The sequence below is a fragment of the Paenibacillus sp. R-74696 genome (genome assembly GCF_055814915.1).
Genome location: NZ_JBPULM010000045.1, coordinates 727315 through 742986 on the forward strand (window position 1 = coordinate 727315; position 15672 = coordinate 742986).

At 44.7% G+C, this 15672-nt stretch carries 16 protein-coding genes and 1 tRNA gene; 5 read left to right on the plus strand and 12 right to left on the minus strand.

Annotation, left to right across the window (positions count from 1 at the left end; genetic code table 11):
• Nucleotides 1-171 precede the first annotated feature (171 nt).
• A complete protein-coding gene (locus ACSR9A_RS23410; RefSeq protein ID WP_473759826.1) occupies nucleotides 172-1089 on the plus strand; it encodes a hypothetical protein in 918 nt (305 codons plus the stop codon).
• Here the strand turns inward: ACSR9A_RS23410 and ACSR9A_RS23415 are convergent.
• Entirely contained in the window at nucleotides 1080-1274 is a 195-nt protein-coding gene (locus ACSR9A_RS23415) for a YqzE family protein (protein ID WP_341282066.1), read from the minus strand. The genes ACSR9A_RS23410 and ACSR9A_RS23415 overlap by 10 nt on opposite strands.
• A 179-nt stretch (nucleotides 1275-1453) precedes the next feature.
• Here ACSR9A_RS23415 and ACSR9A_RS23420 point away from each other — a divergent pair, with 179 nt between their 5' ends.
• Nucleotides 1454-2191: an N-acetylmuramoyl-L-alanine amidase family protein gene (locus ACSR9A_RS23420; RefSeq protein WP_473759828.1), complete on the plus strand. Its 738-nt coding sequence runs from the start codon at nucleotides 1454-1456 to the stop codon at nucleotides 2189-2191.
• Here the strand turns inward: ACSR9A_RS23420 and ACSR9A_RS23425 are convergent.
• A complete protein-coding gene (locus ACSR9A_RS23425) occupies nucleotides 2156-2932 on the minus strand; it encodes a divergent polysaccharide deacetylase family protein (protein ID WP_473760239.1) in 777 nt (258 codons plus the stop codon). The genes ACSR9A_RS23420 and ACSR9A_RS23425 overlap by 36 nt on opposite strands.
• Nucleotides 2933-3192: 260 nt before the next feature.
• Between ACSR9A_RS23425 and ACSR9A_RS23430 the strand changes: the two genes are divergently transcribed.
• The 3 genes from ACSR9A_RS23430 to ACSR9A_RS23440 all read left to right on the plus strand — a co-directional run bounded on the left by ACSR9A_RS23430 (nucleotide 3193) and on the right by ACSR9A_RS23440 (nucleotide 5018).
• Nucleotides 3193-4023 carry a hypothetical protein gene (locus tag ACSR9A_RS23430; RefSeq protein ID WP_473759830.1) on the plus strand — a complete coding sequence of 277 codons (831 nt, stop codon included), beginning with the start codon at nucleotides 3193-3195 and terminating at the stop codon, nucleotides 4021-4023.
• A 231-nt stretch (nucleotides 4024-4254) separates the two neighbouring features.
• Nucleotides 4255-4854, plus strand: coding sequence for a hypothetical protein (locus ACSR9A_RS23435; protein WP_473759832.1), 600 nt, complete (start codon nucleotides 4255-4257; stop codon nucleotides 4852-4854).
• Between the two features lie 80 nt (nucleotides 4855-4934).
• A tRNA-Leu gene (locus tag ACSR9A_RS23440) sits at nucleotides 4935-5018 on the plus strand.
• 213 nt (nucleotides 5019-5231) lie between these two features.
• Here ACSR9A_RS23440 and ACSR9A_RS23445 read toward each other — a convergent pair.
• The 10 genes from ACSR9A_RS23445 to ACSR9A_RS23490 form a co-directional block, all read right to left on the minus strand.
• Entirely contained in the window at nucleotides 5232-5549 is a 318-nt protein-coding gene (locus ACSR9A_RS23445) for a WGxxGxxG family protein (RefSeq protein WP_473759834.1), read from the minus strand.
• A gap of 366 nt (nucleotides 5550-5915) precedes the next feature.
• Nucleotides 5916-7106 carry a Ger(x)C family spore germination protein gene (locus ACSR9A_RS23450; protein WP_473759836.1) on the minus strand — a complete coding sequence of 397 codons (1191 nt, stop codon included), beginning with the start codon at nucleotides 7104-7106 and terminating at the stop codon, nucleotides 5916-5918.
• On the minus strand, nucleotides 7099-8202 hold the full coding sequence (locus ACSR9A_RS23455; RefSeq protein ID WP_473759838.1) for a GerAB/ArcD/ProY family transporter: 1104 nt from the start codon (nucleotides 8200-8202) through the stop codon (nucleotides 7099-7101). The genes ACSR9A_RS23450 and ACSR9A_RS23455 overlap by 8 nt, the downstream gene beginning before the upstream one ends.
• 26 nt (nucleotides 8203-8228) lie before the next feature.
• Nucleotides 8229-9881: a spore germination protein gene (locus tag ACSR9A_RS23460; RefSeq protein ID WP_473759840.1), complete on the minus strand. Its 1653-nt coding sequence runs from the start codon at nucleotides 9879-9881 to the stop codon at nucleotides 8229-8231.
• A 179-nt stretch (nucleotides 9882-10060) separates the two neighbouring features.
• Nucleotides 10061-10879 carry a hypothetical protein gene (locus tag ACSR9A_RS23465; RefSeq protein WP_473759842.1) on the minus strand — a complete coding sequence of 273 codons (819 nt, stop codon included), beginning with the start codon at nucleotides 10877-10879 and terminating at the stop codon, nucleotides 10061-10063.
• Between the two features lie 263 nt (nucleotides 10880-11142).
• Nucleotides 11143-11382 carry a ferredoxin family protein gene (locus ACSR9A_RS23470; protein WP_473759844.1) on the minus strand — a complete coding sequence of 80 codons (240 nt, stop codon included), beginning with the start codon at nucleotides 11380-11382 and terminating at the stop codon, nucleotides 11143-11145.
• Between the two features lie 41 nt (nucleotides 11383-11423).
• Nucleotides 11424-11780, minus strand: a complete 357-nt coding sequence (locus tag ACSR9A_RS23475; RefSeq protein ID WP_473759846.1) for a HesB/IscA family protein — start codon at nucleotides 11778-11780, stop codon at nucleotides 11424-11426.
• Between the two features lies 1 nt (nucleotide 11781).
• The gene (locus ACSR9A_RS23480) at nucleotides 11782-12714 is read right to left on the minus strand and encodes a transposase (protein WP_473759848.1); all 933 of its coding nucleotides are present in this window, start codon (nucleotides 12712-12714) and stop codon (nucleotides 11782-11784) included.
• A 54-nt stretch (nucleotides 12715-12768) separates the two neighbouring features.
• Nucleotides 12769-14133: an FAD-binding oxidoreductase gene (locus ACSR9A_RS23485; protein ID WP_473759850.1), complete on the minus strand. Its 1365-nt coding sequence runs from the start codon at nucleotides 14131-14133 to the stop codon at nucleotides 12769-12771.
• Nucleotides 14134-14152: 19 nt separating this feature from the next.
• Entirely contained in the window at nucleotides 14153-15553 is a 1401-nt protein-coding gene (locus ACSR9A_RS23490; RefSeq protein ID WP_473759851.1) for an MFS transporter, read from the minus strand.
• Nucleotides 15554-15672 lie beyond the last annotated feature (119 nt).

A 15672-nucleotide genomic window follows, 5' to 3' on the forward strand; every position in this document is an offset into this window, starting at 1 on the left:
CCCGCTCAGCCTTTTATAATGAAGCTGTGAGTCAAGGTGAAACAGCTGTCGCCATCCTCTGTTGGCGCGGCGCGTTTCAGTCCGAGAAATATAAGCGTATTTATAGTGTGAAACCTATAAATTCTTATATTTTAATAATAGGCAGCATTCGCCACTTTAGCGAGCTGCCTCATGAAGAAAAGGGTGAATTTATTGCTGAGCCACATTCGCAAGCTAATGATCGGCGCATTATTGTTAAGCGCTATATTATGGACAAGCAGCCTCCAGCTCCCGCAAGCTGCCGCCATGCCCGAGCTGGAACAAGCAGACCATGCATCCCTTCTCGCCCATGTAGAAGCATGGACAGCGCAGCTCGCAGCACAGCCTGCTTTCAAGAGCTGGCAAGGCGCAACGCTTAATATTTCCGCACTCGGCCCCGGCACACACAGCTGGATGGCCAGCGTTATTCAGCACAAAAAAACCGTCGGGTACCTCGTTGTCCATGCAACGGAGAGCGGCGGGTATATTTTAGGCGAATACGGGCTTGGCGACTACCTATATAGCTTAACAACGCTGCAGCAATCGCTCCAGCGGCTTGAACTTATCCCCTCTGCCATTACGAGTACGCCGCTATATATCCATCCACTGCTGTCCGTCTGGAAAATTACCGGCAAGGCTACGGCATATACCGATGCCATGAGCGGTGAAGCGCTGCCGCTGACTGCTCCGCTCTGGGACGCCGAGGCAAGTCAGGAGCTAAAGCTTATTCATAATGAAGGGCCTATGGCAGCCACCGCGAGCATTGCCAAAGCCGTTTCCAATCCTTCATTCAGCCCTTATGAGAAGCTGCAATGGCTGACAGATGCACCTGTAGGCAAGGCGGAATCTAAAGGCTCCTTAAAGGCGCTGCTTATTTTGGACAAAAAGAAACACCTTACCTATACAGCGGCAAGGTTTAATGGCGACATGCTTTATGTGTGGTCGGCAACTGGCTATCACAGCTGGAACAACGGCGCTGTGTACGTCGCTCTTGAAACAGACGAGCTGGGCGAAAGCCGGCGTTATGTTCCACTTTCGCTGCTTGCAGAGCTGGGTGATTTTTATCGCTGACGCCCGCTTTTTCCCCGCCACCACATCATAAGACTGACAGGCCCCCAGCCGAACCAGCGCGTCAGCCATGGCTCCCTTATCGCCTTCGCTGACGCTTTTATTTGCTTGCGTTCCCCTTTTGGCTTCTCCATATACTCCACAACCTGTACGGTCACATATTTGATTAAATCATCCCCGCTGGCCATTTCTGTCGCTCCCCTTTTTGCTTGAGTATCTAAGCAGTCGCTTCTTAAGGACAGTTGCCTCTCACAACCATTGATGATATCAGTTTGCCCTGCCATCTCCAATCATAAACATGCATGAGATTTCCTCCGGTGAGCCACGCTATAGCTAAGACAAAAGCCTTTCAAAAGGAGGATGGCATGTGCTTGCTTGCTTTCGTTGTTTGATCATTACGCTGCTCTTCTGCCTTCCCGCCCATTCTACAGCTATGGCAACAGGAAATAGCAAAGCTTCTGCAAATGAACCCGCCGTACCCTCTCATCATTCCGACCCCCATGCTGGACATTGGACGATGCCTTCATCCGTTGTACTCATTGATGCGGGTCATGGCGGTATTGATGGCGGCGCATCGGCCGGGGGCATTTTGGAAAAAGATATTAACCTCGCTGTCGCCAAAAAGCTGTATTTGCTGCTGAATAGCCAAGGCATTACCGCCGTGCTGAATCGCACCGACGATTATGCGCTTAGCGACGATAATCGCTGGCATATTAGCGGCTCCCGTCATCGGCGTGACCTTTCCCAAAGGCGGCAGCTCACCGAGGAAATTCCTACGCAGCTGCTCGTCAGCCTGCATGTCAATTCGACACCCGACCGCTCGGAGCGCGGGCCGCTGGTGCTGCATCAAAGCAGCGGAGAAAGCGCCCTGCTTGCTTTCTGCATTCAGGACACGCTTAATCGCCAGCAGCGCACCTCGTTTTTGCCTAGGGAAGGGAAGCCCTTCTATCTGCTTAGACGCGTATATCAGCCAGCCGTTATTGTAGAAATGGGCTTCGTCAGCAATAGCGATGATCGAACGATGCTGACAGACCCCCGCGAGCAGCTGCACATTGCATCCGCCATCGCTTCAGGGATTCGGCAATACAAGCTGATCACCAAATGATTGCAGCACCATATCCGACAGCTTGACGAAGGAAACAGCGGCGTTCATGGACAGAATCGACTGTCTTAGAACAGCCGCTGTTTTTTTGCCCGGAGGCCCGACATGACCGATCACAACGCAGGTAACATGCGTAGCCAGATGCTTCTGCACTTCATTCATTTGCTTGCTAATATGCTGAATCGTATACACATCATCGAGAAAAACATCGTTGGATAGCAGCGGTACGCCAACCTCCTTGGATACCTTCGGCACAACAGTCCTATAGGTCGTCCGGCTATCGAGGAAAAACAACCCTCGCTGCTTGCATACGTCAAGCACGATACGCATAATCCGCTCATCCGCAGTCACCTTGGACCCCATATGATTGTTCATGCCAATCGCATGAGGCACATTGTCAATGGCCGCATTAATCCGCTTACGGACTTCGGCGTCGCTTAGATCTGCCGTAATAGCGCCGGGACCGAGCCATTTTTTCAATCCCTTGTTGGGCTCCATTGGCATATGCACGATGACATCGTGCCCGAGACGATGAGCCTCCTCTGCATCTTTTTGCGTAGACGGCATAAATGGCATAACCGCCGCTGTAAACTTGATCGGCAGCTTCAGCATTTCCTCCGTACCATCCATATCATTGCCGAAATCGTCAATGACGATGGCAATATGGCGCTGCTCCTGTGCCTGGGGTTCTGCAAATAAAGAAGCTGCTCCTGCTTCATTGCTCGTGCACAAAACCAGCAGCATTAGTCCAAGCAGCCTGACCATCCTCTTTTTCCATAAATCGCTTCTATTCGCGTTCACACTTCCACACTCCTCATTCGCTATCAACGCGTCATCACTCATTCCCTTTCATTGTTTGTGAACTTGCAGCAAAATATGCTGCATGCTGGAAATTCATTCGCCGTTAATCTGCTTCCTTTGTCACATATCGCCAAAATCACCAATTCCATAGTAAAATAGCTAGGAAGGACGTTCACTATTCATTCATGAGGAGGCGATTCATTATGCTCGCTTTAAATAGCACGATTTGGTCGGAACTGGAAGGACCGTATGGCATCGCCGATTCCGTACCGGAAATGCTGCAGCAGTTAGCCCAAAATTATGATTCAGAGGTCAAAGATGAGCTTTACTGGGAACAGCTTTATCATCAGAATACGATTTACGCTTGTACCTACGCCGCGGTGCCTTATTTGGCGGAAATCGCCTTGCACTCGAACGACCCGGAAGTGAAGCTGGATATTTACATCACCTGCGGCTTATTTGAAGCAAACAATACTTGTGAGTTAACGTCGGAAATGCCCGCAGTATTTGAGGAATTAGTACCTGATATTGATGCAAAGGCACGGGCTGATATTTATCTTTCTTATTACGATGCCATTAAAAAGTTTCGTGAAATGTCCGACCAGATCGCCGACTACGCCCAGCCTAATAAAGATGACTCCGAGAAACGTTATATAGCAATCGCCGATGCTGCTTTTTACGGTGAACGAGCGGCTGCGAGCATGCTGCAAACCCACAGCATCGGTGATGAATATGTCGCGGCATGTCCTGCTTGCGAGCATGAAACCTTCATTTGGCCGGATGAAAGCGAGGAGAAGCTTGTCGCGTACAAGGCAGATCCCGTTTTTAACGACAAGGATTCGCCTGGTACCATTACCCCTGCTGATCCTGCAAGCTCAGCGGAAGTCAGTCTTCGTTATGTACATAGCCGGGCTGAGCGTTTGGGGGACGAGCAGCTTTCGGCACAGCTGCCTTATTTGGCTGGACACACGAATTGCCTTGCCTGCGGCGAGAAATTTCCTATTTGGCAACAACTGCTGGCACTCTATAGTTAAAAATAAAGCTTATTTTGCTTCATTCTTCAACCTCATTCTACATAAAGGCAGCGTGATTATTTGCATAAATCATTTTATATTATTTGGACGGTAATGCTTTTATTAATTGGCTCCATAACGCTAGGCTATTTCATTAATAAGACACTCAACCCGAGCCGGTCTTTTTCGGTTGGACTAACCGCTAATACGGAAGCAACTCCAACCATTATGGAGGAGGAGCCTGCTTTTACAATGGAAGAGGAACTGGATGATGAGTATGTATTTGACGAGGAGGAGACGGCAACCCCCCCTTCAGAAGAGAAGGAACTGCTACTATCAGAAGAAACAGAGACCGCTCCTTTTATCATCTGGGATAGCTTGGAGGACTTGAAAACAAGGTTTAATGAGGCCGCCGTACTACTGGAGTATCCCTTACAAATGGGGGAAGCGACTTTAACAGCGGGTAAAGATGGCGTTTATTTTTTCAATTATGAATTCTCAGAAAATCATAAGCTGAGCGGCATCATTAATCCAAAAGACGCTAGCATCCAAGGTCTGATGATATCCGTAGAAAACGATGAAACGCCAGAAACTTTAGATAACCTATTGGGATCTATTCATACGGCAATTGCTGCCGCAAATCCGGTATCCAGAATCGATACGAATGCCAATGATATTATGAACGCCCTGTTATGGGATGATTCTAATGTTGATCTGTATAACATAATTAACAACATTGAGGAAGCCGGAATAGACTACTCCATCGCCAGTTACCCCGACACTGGAATTTGGTTTGAGATTGAGATTAGTGATTATGAACGCTACTACTACTATCCTGATGCATACGATTAATCTGATAATTTCAACTTCTTATAGCCAGCTTGACTTCCCCCATGACAACATGCTAAATTATAAATGTAAATTTTGCATGTGCGGTCGTGGCGGAATTGGCAGACGCGCTAGATTCAGGTTCTAGTGGTGTAACAGCCGTGGAGGTTCGAGTCCTCTCGACCGCATCAATTTTCCAACTAACAGGTTCGTTGAATTGCTCACAAAGAATTTAACGAACCTGTTTATAATGAAACAGCTAACTTTCGTCGCGATTCTTTTCATTATACCAATAAAAAGGTACTGTTCCCGTAATTTCGGGAAGCAGTACCTTTTTTCATTTTTTAGTAACCTTCCTCTAACAAGGGAAGTTATTTGTGCTGTTCCTTGAAATAATAAGGTTATGCGCGATCGCGGCCGCGGTTTCTCATGCCTGCAAGTCCAAGTAAGCCAAGCAGACCAAGCCATCCCCAATCGAAACCATCATCGTCTGCGGCATTGGCTCGATAATTATTTGTGCTTACTGTATTCCCGTTGTCGATGCGATTCATGTCCGTACCTAACGAGCGGTTTGTTGCGTTAATTCCTTTATTGACTTCGTGACGCATTTCATCGCCCGGCGTATTGTCCATCCTTGTGATATTGTCTGCAAAAGCAGGAACAGTGAAGAACATCATTAAGCATGCTGCAAGGCTAAAAATCGCTAACCACTTCTTCATCTTCATACCTCTCTTCAAGTTAGAATGCTAGCTCGCTTATTTTCTAACAAGAACGCACCGATTATTCACAGAAAGCGTAGAGACAATAATATAACATTTCTGCTACGACTAAAAAGCTTTATAAATCATTGCCTGGTAAGGTAGTTTATAGAAAGCCAGGCTATGCGCTCTGGCGTGGTCCCAGACGGATCCTCAAATGCATAGTAACTTTTTTTATTCGACATTCATTTAGCGCCTCCCCTATTTTATAGATAGATTGTTGCTCCTGACATAATCTTTTTAGCATTTAACAGTTAGCTAAAAATATGATGTCCATACATCCTGTTCATATACACAAATTAGGAATTGCTATAGGTACTAAGTTGATTATTCCGTAGAAGAACCAAAATCAGTAATCGTCAACTTGACCTCAAAGGTTACGGGAACCCGGCTAAACACTTCATCCCAATTATCCTTCACCATTTTCCATTTATCGGGATACTTTATAGAGAGCACTTTCCCGAATCCAGCTACATCCACTTTGTATTTCGATTGCATTTTCCGCATGACATGATCAATCATTGTTGTTAATCTTTTTTCAAAAACCTTCTCTGCTCCCTCTAAATATTCAAGTTTGGATGGGTTTTCTTGCGTATCCCAATTTTCAATTAATCTCCCGGTTGATTCAATCGCAACGTGAAAGGAAATCGCGTCACCTTGTAATTTGGCAGTCGTTTTACTGTGCATGGATTTAATCTCATAGGTAATGCTTTTATTTCTCCAATCATAACTTTTGATTACGCCACCTTGACCTGTCCCTTGAATCCAGGATAGGCTTTCCACATTTTCTTGATTCAAATCGCCAATCCACTTGCTAGTAGCCCCCTTAACAATTCCAGCACCTGAAAATTCTATTTCCCCTTTTGAAGAGACGATATTTTGCAGCAAAAAGCTTTGTTTCGAATGAAGCAATCCATCGATCCGAGTTAGATTGACCTCTTTCATGACCTTATTGGTTCTGAAGCTATTATTGATCATCGAGTTTATCCGAAAAGCAGGAACCTCTTCTGGTTGACTACTGATAAAGGTATCGTAAGCCCTCCCCTTGCTAAAAAACACCCGACAGCTTGGACGTATATCATTATCACGCAGCACAAAGTCCATTAATTGGTCCATCTGATGCTGCCCGGCCAATTTTGTAGCTACTACAATGACTTTAAGATGATGCCCAATGACTGGGCGCTCCCTTCTAGTTGAGTATTGGCGCATAATTTCAAATACAGAATCCCCTGTTAGGCGCAAATTTGAATACTTCAACAATTGCTTCTCGCTCGACTTTTCTTGCCGTTCGAACGATTTTATCGGAACAATTTGTATCGTAGCTGTCAATAGATTTTTTTTATCGTACGTTGCGCCTTCTCTTTCCAGATTGCGTTCAAGCTCAGGCCGTTCACCTACATCTAGTGCCAGACCTGCATAAACACTTAAATCCTCAATTTCTTTACTGCTCCAGCAGCCTTGTGTTAAGAAAATGGAGGATAAGAGAAGTAAGGCAAGCAAGTTTTTAAATCTATACATGATGATTCAACACCTTCTTTCTAAAGAGCAATATGACAGTAAGCAGGACAGGCACGAGAAAAAATAAAAAGATCCCCATTTTGCCTATCGTATCCCCTAGCTTAAAAACTTCATTTATTCGCTCGGGAAGCATCGTAGTGATAAAGATAACGGGGATTAATCCAAAGATCACCGGGTGAATCTTTAGATGAAAAACCTGTGAAATTCCTAAAGAAGCATTGAAGTAAAAACTGGTGAAATTGCAAAACAACTGCATCATCCAAATGACCAAAAACGGAAACTCAAAACGCTCAAATATTAATCCCGTAATTTCAAAGCTTCGCAGAAGGTCGATTGTAGGCCAGGTACTATTCATCACCGAATCCATCGACATGCCTCCTATAACGACGATTACAGTCATCAGATATAGCACAAAAGGAACGCCTATTCCTGCAAATGTCGCTTTGACTGCCCGCTCTGGGTGCTGCATATGTGCAACGAGAGTCATGATCACTTCACATCCTGTAAATATAAGCACAGTTGATTTCAACCCCTTAAATACGGGTAGAACACCTTCACCCAAAACAGGACGTAAATTGTTGATATCAAACAATCGAATACTCAGGAAATACGAAAGCACCAGTATCAGAATACTGATCGGGAAAATAATTTGAAAAACCCGTGCGATGGAATTAATTCCTCCAAAGCAAATATAGGTGCCCACCCAAATAAAGGGAATGACAATAGCCCAAATAGGGGTTCCTTCCAGCAAATAGTACATTGTGATCTCTGCAAATATCCTTACCTCGAAACCGGCAATAATGATGTAATAACCAATCAAGCAAACACCTAAAATTCCACCAGGTATAGTGCCGACAATTCGTTTAGCGTATTGATACACCGTATGATTAGGAAATTGCTGGCTTAATTTCACCATGACCATCGTTAACAAAATGACGAGAAAGCCGCCTAATAGCACAGATAGCCAGACATCCGGCGTTTTTGCAGCTTCGATCACACCTCGGGGCAAGGTCAAAATACCGGCCCCCAATACTGAGTCTGTTATGAAGATTGAGGTTTGGGTTGTGGTGATTTTATCGTCGCTGCGTAGAAACACATTTGCGCCTCCTCTCTATTCCTTTACTATCTTCGCTTCTTGTCTTGCGTCTTCATCATGTCCGGTCGTTTAGTCATAAAGGGCAGCGGCGCACGCAGAAATAAATCCTTCCAGTCGTTGAAGCGAAACGGCGAGATTGGTGTCACATAAGGAACTCCAAAGCTTTTCAGCTTGCTTAAATGACCGCAAATTAACAATATGAACAAAATGGTTCCAAACATCCCTAGCACTGCCGCACATAACATGCCAGCGAAACGTAATATACGCAGTGTAATGCCTGCGCTGTATACGGGTATCGAGAAAGAAGATATAGCCGTCACTGCTACTACGATTACCAAAAATGGACTGACAATTCCTGCCTGCACAGCGGCCTCGCCAATAATTAAACCGCCCACAATGCCCATTGCCGGTCCAATAGGCTTGGGCAATCGAATGCCGGCCTCACGCAATATTTCAATCGAAATTTCCAGAATCATTACTTCTATTAATGAAGGAAAGGGGACACCCTGCCTGGTTTCAATGATCGTAACGGCAAGCTCTGTCGGGATTAAGCCCGGATGAAAGGAAATAAACGAAATATACAAAGCCGGTGCCATAAGGGCCAAGAACGCGGCGAAAAATCGCAGCAAACGCAATAGGGTTCCTGGCAGCCAGCGATCGTAATAATCCTCAGGCGATTGCAGCAGCATGCCGAACGTTACCGGAACAATTAGAGCGAAAGGAGTGCCATCCAATAGAATGGCTATCCTTCCTTCCAATAATCCGCTAATGACCCGATCCGGACGCTCTGTATTATGAGCTTGCTGAAAAGGGCTTAGGTAATCATCTTCAATGAGCTGCTCCACATAACCGGATTCCGCAATGAAATCCATATTGATTTTTGCAACTCGATCTCTTACCTCCTGAAGCAGATCTGGATTAACAATCTCCTTCATGTAAGCAATGACCAGTTTCCTTTTAATTCGCGTTCCTACCTCATACATATTTATTTCCAGATCTTCACTGTAGCCTTGTCTGCGCAGCATCGATGTATTCTCACTTAGCACCTCGGTAAATCCGATACGCGGACCTCGAAGCAAAGCTTCAGAGCTTGGTTCATTAATTGCTCTGGTCTTCATGCCTGACGTGCCAATAAGCAGGGCGTGAGGCATGCCTTCAATAAGCAAGGCCGTAAAACCTATCAAGATGGATTGATTTAAACCATGAAGCTCTGCAGCTTCATAGGCCTCGCAAATCGGTAGTACTTTATTTTGAAAATAAGAGGAGAACTCCACTGGATTAAATAAAAAACTTCTGTCAGTCATATCCTGCCTAACATCTTCCATCAAAATTTTCATTACATACTTACTGATCATTTCCTCATTCTGCATCCCATCTACATAAATGAGCGTTGCCCGAGCATGAAGCTCCGTTATTTGAAATTCACGAAAATGGACATCGCTATTGCTGCTAATGGCTTGTTTGATTGCATGCAAATTTTCTTCATAATCGTCAGATAGATTCGATTGAGCGGCAAGATGCTCGCCCTTCCTTGCTTTCTGGGCAGGAGCATTCTTCTTCTCAACTAATGACCGAAAATATTTATTCAAATAATAAAGAACAAGAGCAATAATCAGGCTTAGAATAGCCTGTGCACAAACTTTCCAATCAGGGAGGTGCGAAATTATAACAGACCACACGCTAGTCCATCCTTTCTTCAATAAAGCTCAATTTTAACTTGTCCCAATATTTTCTTTTCATGCACCATTTATCAGAAAATCAAAAAGCCCGATTTAGATCGCAGTTGACGATCTGAATAGGGCTAGAGTTAATATTCAATATAAGTTTAGCTAAAAATGAAGAATCAGACTTTTGAATGCTACATGTCACTACTGCTGCATGTAAATTGCAATACAGCATCATCCGTTTGTTTCTCAAACATATATCGCCCAAAATCAAGCTTGTCCAGAGACTCAATGTTGTCTATCCCAAATCCTTTTTCACCAACTGCTTTAAATTCATCGTTTTCCTCTACAAAATACATGGGCGAATTCCATACATACCCATCCTCTCTTACAAGCCATGCTGAAACCCCGCTTTCATATTCATAAAAGTCCGCAATATATACCTTAGCATCTACCCACTTCTCACGCTCGGTACCACTGAGTAAATCCTCGCAAAATGATTTCATGTAAGACTCCGCAGCTGCAATCATTTTATCTTTACGAGGTGATGACCCAAAATCTGGTTTGTGAGGCTGAGGGACTTTTATTTGAAATTCCCCCATGACTTCATAATTATCCTGTGGCCATATTGATTCATCTTTACCAACCTGTCCATTACAATACACAATGCCATTTTTCACTTCAAATACGGCCAGCCACTCACCAATGCTCGTTTTCGTATACACTTTCTTGTTACTAGCGCTGTCCGTATATAAACGAACCTCAACATCAATCATCTGCCCAATGTAAGGATCAAAGTTGGTATCCGCCAATTTCCCTGAAACATTCTCAGGATAAAACCACAAACGATAGTTCGCGTATTGTTCCAACGCGCTTTTAACATTAGAAATCGTAAAGTTGGCTGGCAGTTTTGTCTCTAAATTTCCTTTCACTTGTTCCGTCTGTGCGGAACAGGAACAAATAAGCAGGATCAACCCTGCTATTAAGCTGATAATCGGCATCTTTTTGTTCATTTGCCTTCACTCCGAAAGTCATATTGTAATGCAACATAAAGAAATAAGACATTCCTACAAAAAATAATTGGTTTGATAGTAACAAGTATACATTAAAGTTGGTAAAAAAAAGGATAGGAACTAAAGTGTTGCTATTAGTCATGCAACGAGCGACTTATCCGCAAGTGAATCGTCTTGAAGTAAATGATGTATAATACTGTAATAAAAAAATGAAAGGTCGGGGCGTGATGCCTCGACCTTTTGTAATAGATGCATTATGCAAATTATTGCGTTTTGAAAAATTCTCTTGCCTTAGCTGCATATTTAATTTGTTGCTCAGGCAAGTCTTCATCGTAGTAGACCGCCCCAACCGGACAAGCCGCTTCGCAAGCACCACAGTCAATACATATATCAGGATTTATAAAATACTGATCGTCTCCTTCCACAATGCAATCGACAGGACAAACGTCTACACAATCAGCTGCTTTTTCAAAAATACAAGCTTCTGTTATTACAAATGGCACTCGGTTTCACATCCCTCTATTCCTAAATTTCAATTATCAGTTCAGTCACACTTTTTACGGCTTCCTTTGTAGGTTGCTGTTCTGAAGCTCGCGCCGCAGCTGCAGGAGGCTTTCGCATTAGGGTTGTCGATCGTAAATCCGCCAGTCATACCTTGATTTTGGTAGTCAATTTTGATCCCTTCCAAAAATTCGATGCTCCGTTTATCCCATACGATGTTGAAGGTTTCAGTCGGCAATACCTCATCTTCTTTCGTCAACAGGTCGTCTAGTTTGATATTGTAAGATAATCCGCTGCATCCGCCGTCTTCAATTCCTACTCGAAGAAACAGATCAGCCATATTTTTGTCCAAGATCATTTGATGGATAGCCGATTTGGCCTTTTCACTGATTTCTATCATCTCAGTCACTCCTCACTAAGTATCGCGATAACGAAGCTTGAATGGTTTGCGCTCGTTCATAGATCAACATACCCGGGAGGTTAGGCGGAGGATCCCCGCCTTCCAACAATAAAGCCCGACCAGCTGCGATATATTTCTTGGCCATTTTAATTTCAGTCATTCCACCAATTGAAGTGGCGGCTTCATCTGATTGCTTGCTGATGTTTTTTTCCATTTGCCCGATTTTTCTTTCAAAATCTCTTATAGCTCGCATATTCTTTTTCAGTCGCTTTTTTAGTTTGCGATCAGCGCCCGTTATTGCTGTAGAGATATAGCGGTAATAGCAGTATTGGTAAGGTAAACCGGGAAGCAAGCCTTCAAAGGCCAAGCGTATACTATACTGGCCATCAAACACGATACCTACAATAGGAAATCCTAGTTTAATGATGGGCAAAATGAGAGCTTGAAGTTCCAGAACCGTTCCACTTTCCATATTTTTCGCAGCAATTACCGTGCCGCTAAATACTTCATATAAGATGTAGAGCGTTTCGTTCCCCTTTTTTTGCTGCACACCGTGCATCGACAAAACAATGCCGCCATTGAGCTCAGTTGTCACATGAAGAGCTGCAGTGAGTTCGATTACCGTCATATGTGGCGTAAAGCACAACTCTCCTGCAAGGCTTAGCGCATCCCCACCATAGGATGACTGTTTCATACCGAGCATTTCAGCTTCCGCTGATTTGTAGAAGATGCCTTTGTGTGAGCAAATCCTATTTTTGCAAGTGTAGGCTATACTCCATACTTCAATGACACCGATTAACGTCGTAATTTCTTTGTGCCAAGCCGTATGGGCACGCTGTAATTTCTTCTCACAATGCGGGCAAAAAGTAAATTCGGATCGAAAATATATTTTGCGATTTTCTCCATGCCAATTTTTCGAAAGCAAGGCGAACACTCCTCAAAAGCTCTACCCCCACTGCTCAGCAGTTTTAATCCTGCTAAAAGAAATCTAAATTCCCGGGTCAATATTATGGTTTTTGCGGAAAAGGTTTGTCGGATCGTATTGCTTCTTGATGGCAAGCAGCCTATGGTAATTAGCCGCATAGGCATCTTTCGTTATTTGGTCATCAGCTCGAACGGTATTCAGATAAGACGACTTACGAAGCGAATAGGGCAATAACGCCTCATAAACGGCTTCTATCCAATCGGTACACTTCTCCGCTTCCTCCATGGGAAAGTCGACATCCAAACTGAGAAGAAACGATGCATCACGAACAGCAAATGCGGTAGCATCGGAAGGTATGCGATTCATCCGGCCGTGACAGCTCCAGAATTGTACCAGTAAAGATGGTCTTGGAGGATTCTCTAGTTTGCTGAGCAGCGTATCAATGATTTCATCGTTCAATTCTTTAACAAAAAGTGATGTTCCATAAACGGGAACATTTTTCGGAGCTGCTAGGTCAAACCTACTCTGTAATTCAGTATATAGGACGATACCCGTTTGATCGGCAATCGGGATAGCCAATTCACGCAGTGGTTGAATGGCCTTTTCCCCATCTGCCTTATCACCTGCATATAACCCGGCAATCACTATAACGCGTTTGTTATGCATTGCTTCAGGCACACTAGGCAGCGAAGGCAGCTGGAAGGCCACCATATTAAAGGACACTTCATCCGGCGCCTGTTGCAGGAAAGCCTGCGCTTTTTGCAAAATCTGCTTCGCATCTTTATAGTCATACATGACATCGACGGCCAAAACTTCAGGACCTATAGGGTAAAGCTGAAATTCGAAGGAAGTGACGACTCCGAAGTTGCCTCCGCCACCGCGAAGGGCCCAATACAAATCGGGATTTTCCTGTTCGCTTACTTGAATCTCTTCCCCGTTAGCAGTAACGATACGCGCTGAAATCATATTGTCGCTTGTTATGCCGTACATCCCTTTTAGATAACCGAGACCACCGCATAAAGCGAGTCCCGCAATGCCCGTTTCTGAAACCGTTCCTGTCGGAGTAGCTAGACCGTATTTCTGCGTCTCCGCATCGACATCCCCTAAAGTTGCCCCTGGTTCTACAACAGCTATACGCCTTACAGTGTCTACGGTAACCTTACGCATATCGGATAAATCAATCATGATACCTTTATCGCAAACGGCTGTTCCAGCAACATGATGACCACCACCCCGAATGGAAACGGGGATGTCTTTCTCCTTGGCAAATTGAACGGCAGCGACAACATCGGTTGAAGTCTTGCAAACTAAGATGGCTGCCGGATATTTATCAAAGGCCATATTCCATACCTTTCTTCTTTCGTCGTACCCTTGCTCTCCTGGTAAAATGAGATGTCCATCAATATTAGCTTTTAAGGTGTTAAACATTGTACATCTCTCCTACCGTTTATTTGTTTTTCAAGCCTAAAGTTTGAAGACTTGCTCTGTTTGCTTCAGTTGCTGGTGTAATCCGCGTGCTCGCCAATAAACTCATGACGATTAACAAGAGATGAAAACCCATTGTTACCGTTAATGCAGCTTGCATCGACATCCCGGCAGCTTGACACACGACAAGGATGGAGCCGCCTATCCCGATAACGACGCCCGGTGTAAAGGAATCCGCAAATTGTAGATTGGCCGAGGTTTTTCCAACCCCTTCTGCGCCTGTTTGGGAAAAGGCCACAACACCGCTAATCGGATGTGCCAATCCAATTCCGATTCCCGCTATGATTTGTCCAATAACCGCTACGGTAACTGTTACAACTGGCACCCAAAATACGAAGGCAATCCCAATTGCAAGCAGCAGCACACCTAGAATAATTCTTGTATGACGTCCACGCCCCTGGTCTGCCGAGTCCCAACGTCCTTGCAGATAAGCAATGACGCACCAACTCAGTGCGGCGCTCGCTACAATTAATCCAGCCTGAGAAGGCGTAATACCCTTCACATCTATTAAAGCCAATACCAAGAAATTCTGTGTACTGGTATAGGCAGCGAAGAACAGCCCCCGTGTTGCGAGAATAGCCGGCATACCTCTTCTCATAGCAAGCGTTCCCTTGGGGAGCAGTTTGCGCAGCGGATATACCATTAGCACTAAGCCGATAATGGCTAAAACAAATCCTGTAATGGTCGGCAGCTTGCTAAGACCTACTAATAAAATCCCCGTACCGACCGTCAATAGCAGCGCCATCCATGTAGCTGCAGCTCCGTTTTCCCCTTGTGTTCCCTGTGTCTTTAGCTTCCTAAAAGCAGGCAGGCTAAGCAGTGCTGAAACGATCAGGATCGGTAATATACCCCAGAAAACAAACCGCCATGACCACTGGTCTGCGATAAGGCCTGCAACGTATGGACCGAGCATAGATGGAAGTACATAGGCAGTACCGAATGCTCCGAGTATTTTCGCACGTAATTCATCGGGGTAACTTAAAGATATTGCCGTGTAAACACAAGTCATCATTGCACCGGCACCTAGGCCCTGCATGGCTCGCGCCAAAATCATCATATACATATCGCTTGCTGTCGCGGCAGCGATCAGCCCGACGATAAATAAAATAAGGGCGTAAGTGAACGGTGCTGCCGGCCCTTTTCTATCAATGATACGACCAACGACCAAGGTGCCAATAATCTGCGCAAGCAGATACGTACTGAATATCCAGCCAAAAAGGTCAATGCCATTCAAGTCGCCAGCGATGGAAGGAGCAATCGTCGTTACCGAAAGGCCTTCGAATCCAACCGCCATCACAGACAGGATAATTCCTATAGACAATGCAAAATAACGCGGGCTGAAAATGCTTTGATGATTAGACATTAAAATGAACCTCCAAATAAGATTGTTATGTATACACCGTATCCGGATACTTAGTAAACATTTTTCTTTACAAACTCTACGGTACAGTTCACCTTTGACTTTGTCAACATTTATATTTA

Excerpts from the sequence above, each read along its gene's own strand:
- ACSR9A_RS23445 (WP_473759834.1), bottom strand. The coding sequence starts at position 5,549 with ATGAAGAAGTGGTTAGCGATTTTTAGCCTTGCAGCATGCTTAATGATG.
- ACSR9A_RS23430 (WP_473759830.1), top strand. The coding sequence starts at position 3,193 with ATGCTCGCTTTAAATAGCACGATTTGGTCGGAACTGGAAGGACCGTAT.
- ACSR9A_RS23475 (WP_473759846.1), bottom strand. The coding sequence starts at position 11,780 with ATGATAGAAATCAGTGAAAAGGCCAAATCGGCTATCCATCAAATGATC.
- ACSR9A_RS23490 (WP_473759851.1), bottom strand. The coding sequence starts at position 15,553 with ATGTCTAATCATCAAAGCATTTTCAGCCCGCGTTATTTTGCATTGTCT.
- ACSR9A_RS23410 (WP_473759826.1), top strand. The coding sequence starts at position 172 with ATGAAGAAAAGGGTGAATTTATTGCTGAGCCACATTCGCAAGCTAATG.
- ACSR9A_RS23415 (WP_341282066.1), bottom strand. The coding sequence starts at position 1,274 with ATGGCCAGCGGGGATGATTTAATCAAATATGTGACCGTACAGGTTGTG.
- ACSR9A_RS23465 (WP_473759842.1), bottom strand. The coding sequence starts at position 10,879 with ATGAACAAAAAGATGCCGATTATCAGCTTAATAGCAGGGTTGATCCTG.
- ACSR9A_RS23450 (WP_473759836.1), bottom strand. The coding sequence starts at position 7,106 with ATGTATAGATTTAAAAACTTGCTTGCCTTACTTCTCTTATCCTCCATT.
- ACSR9A_RS23425 (WP_473760239.1), bottom strand. The coding sequence starts at position 2,932 with ATGCTGCTGGTTTTGTGCACGAGCAATGAAGCAGGAGCAGCTTCTTTA.
- ACSR9A_RS23435 (WP_473759832.1), top strand. The coding sequence starts at position 4,255 with ATGGAAGAGGAACTGGATGATGAGTATGTATTTGACGAGGAGGAGACG.
- ACSR9A_RS23485 (WP_473759850.1), bottom strand. The coding sequence starts at position 14,133 with ATGTTTAACACCTTAAAAGCTAATATTGATGGACATCTCATTTTACCA.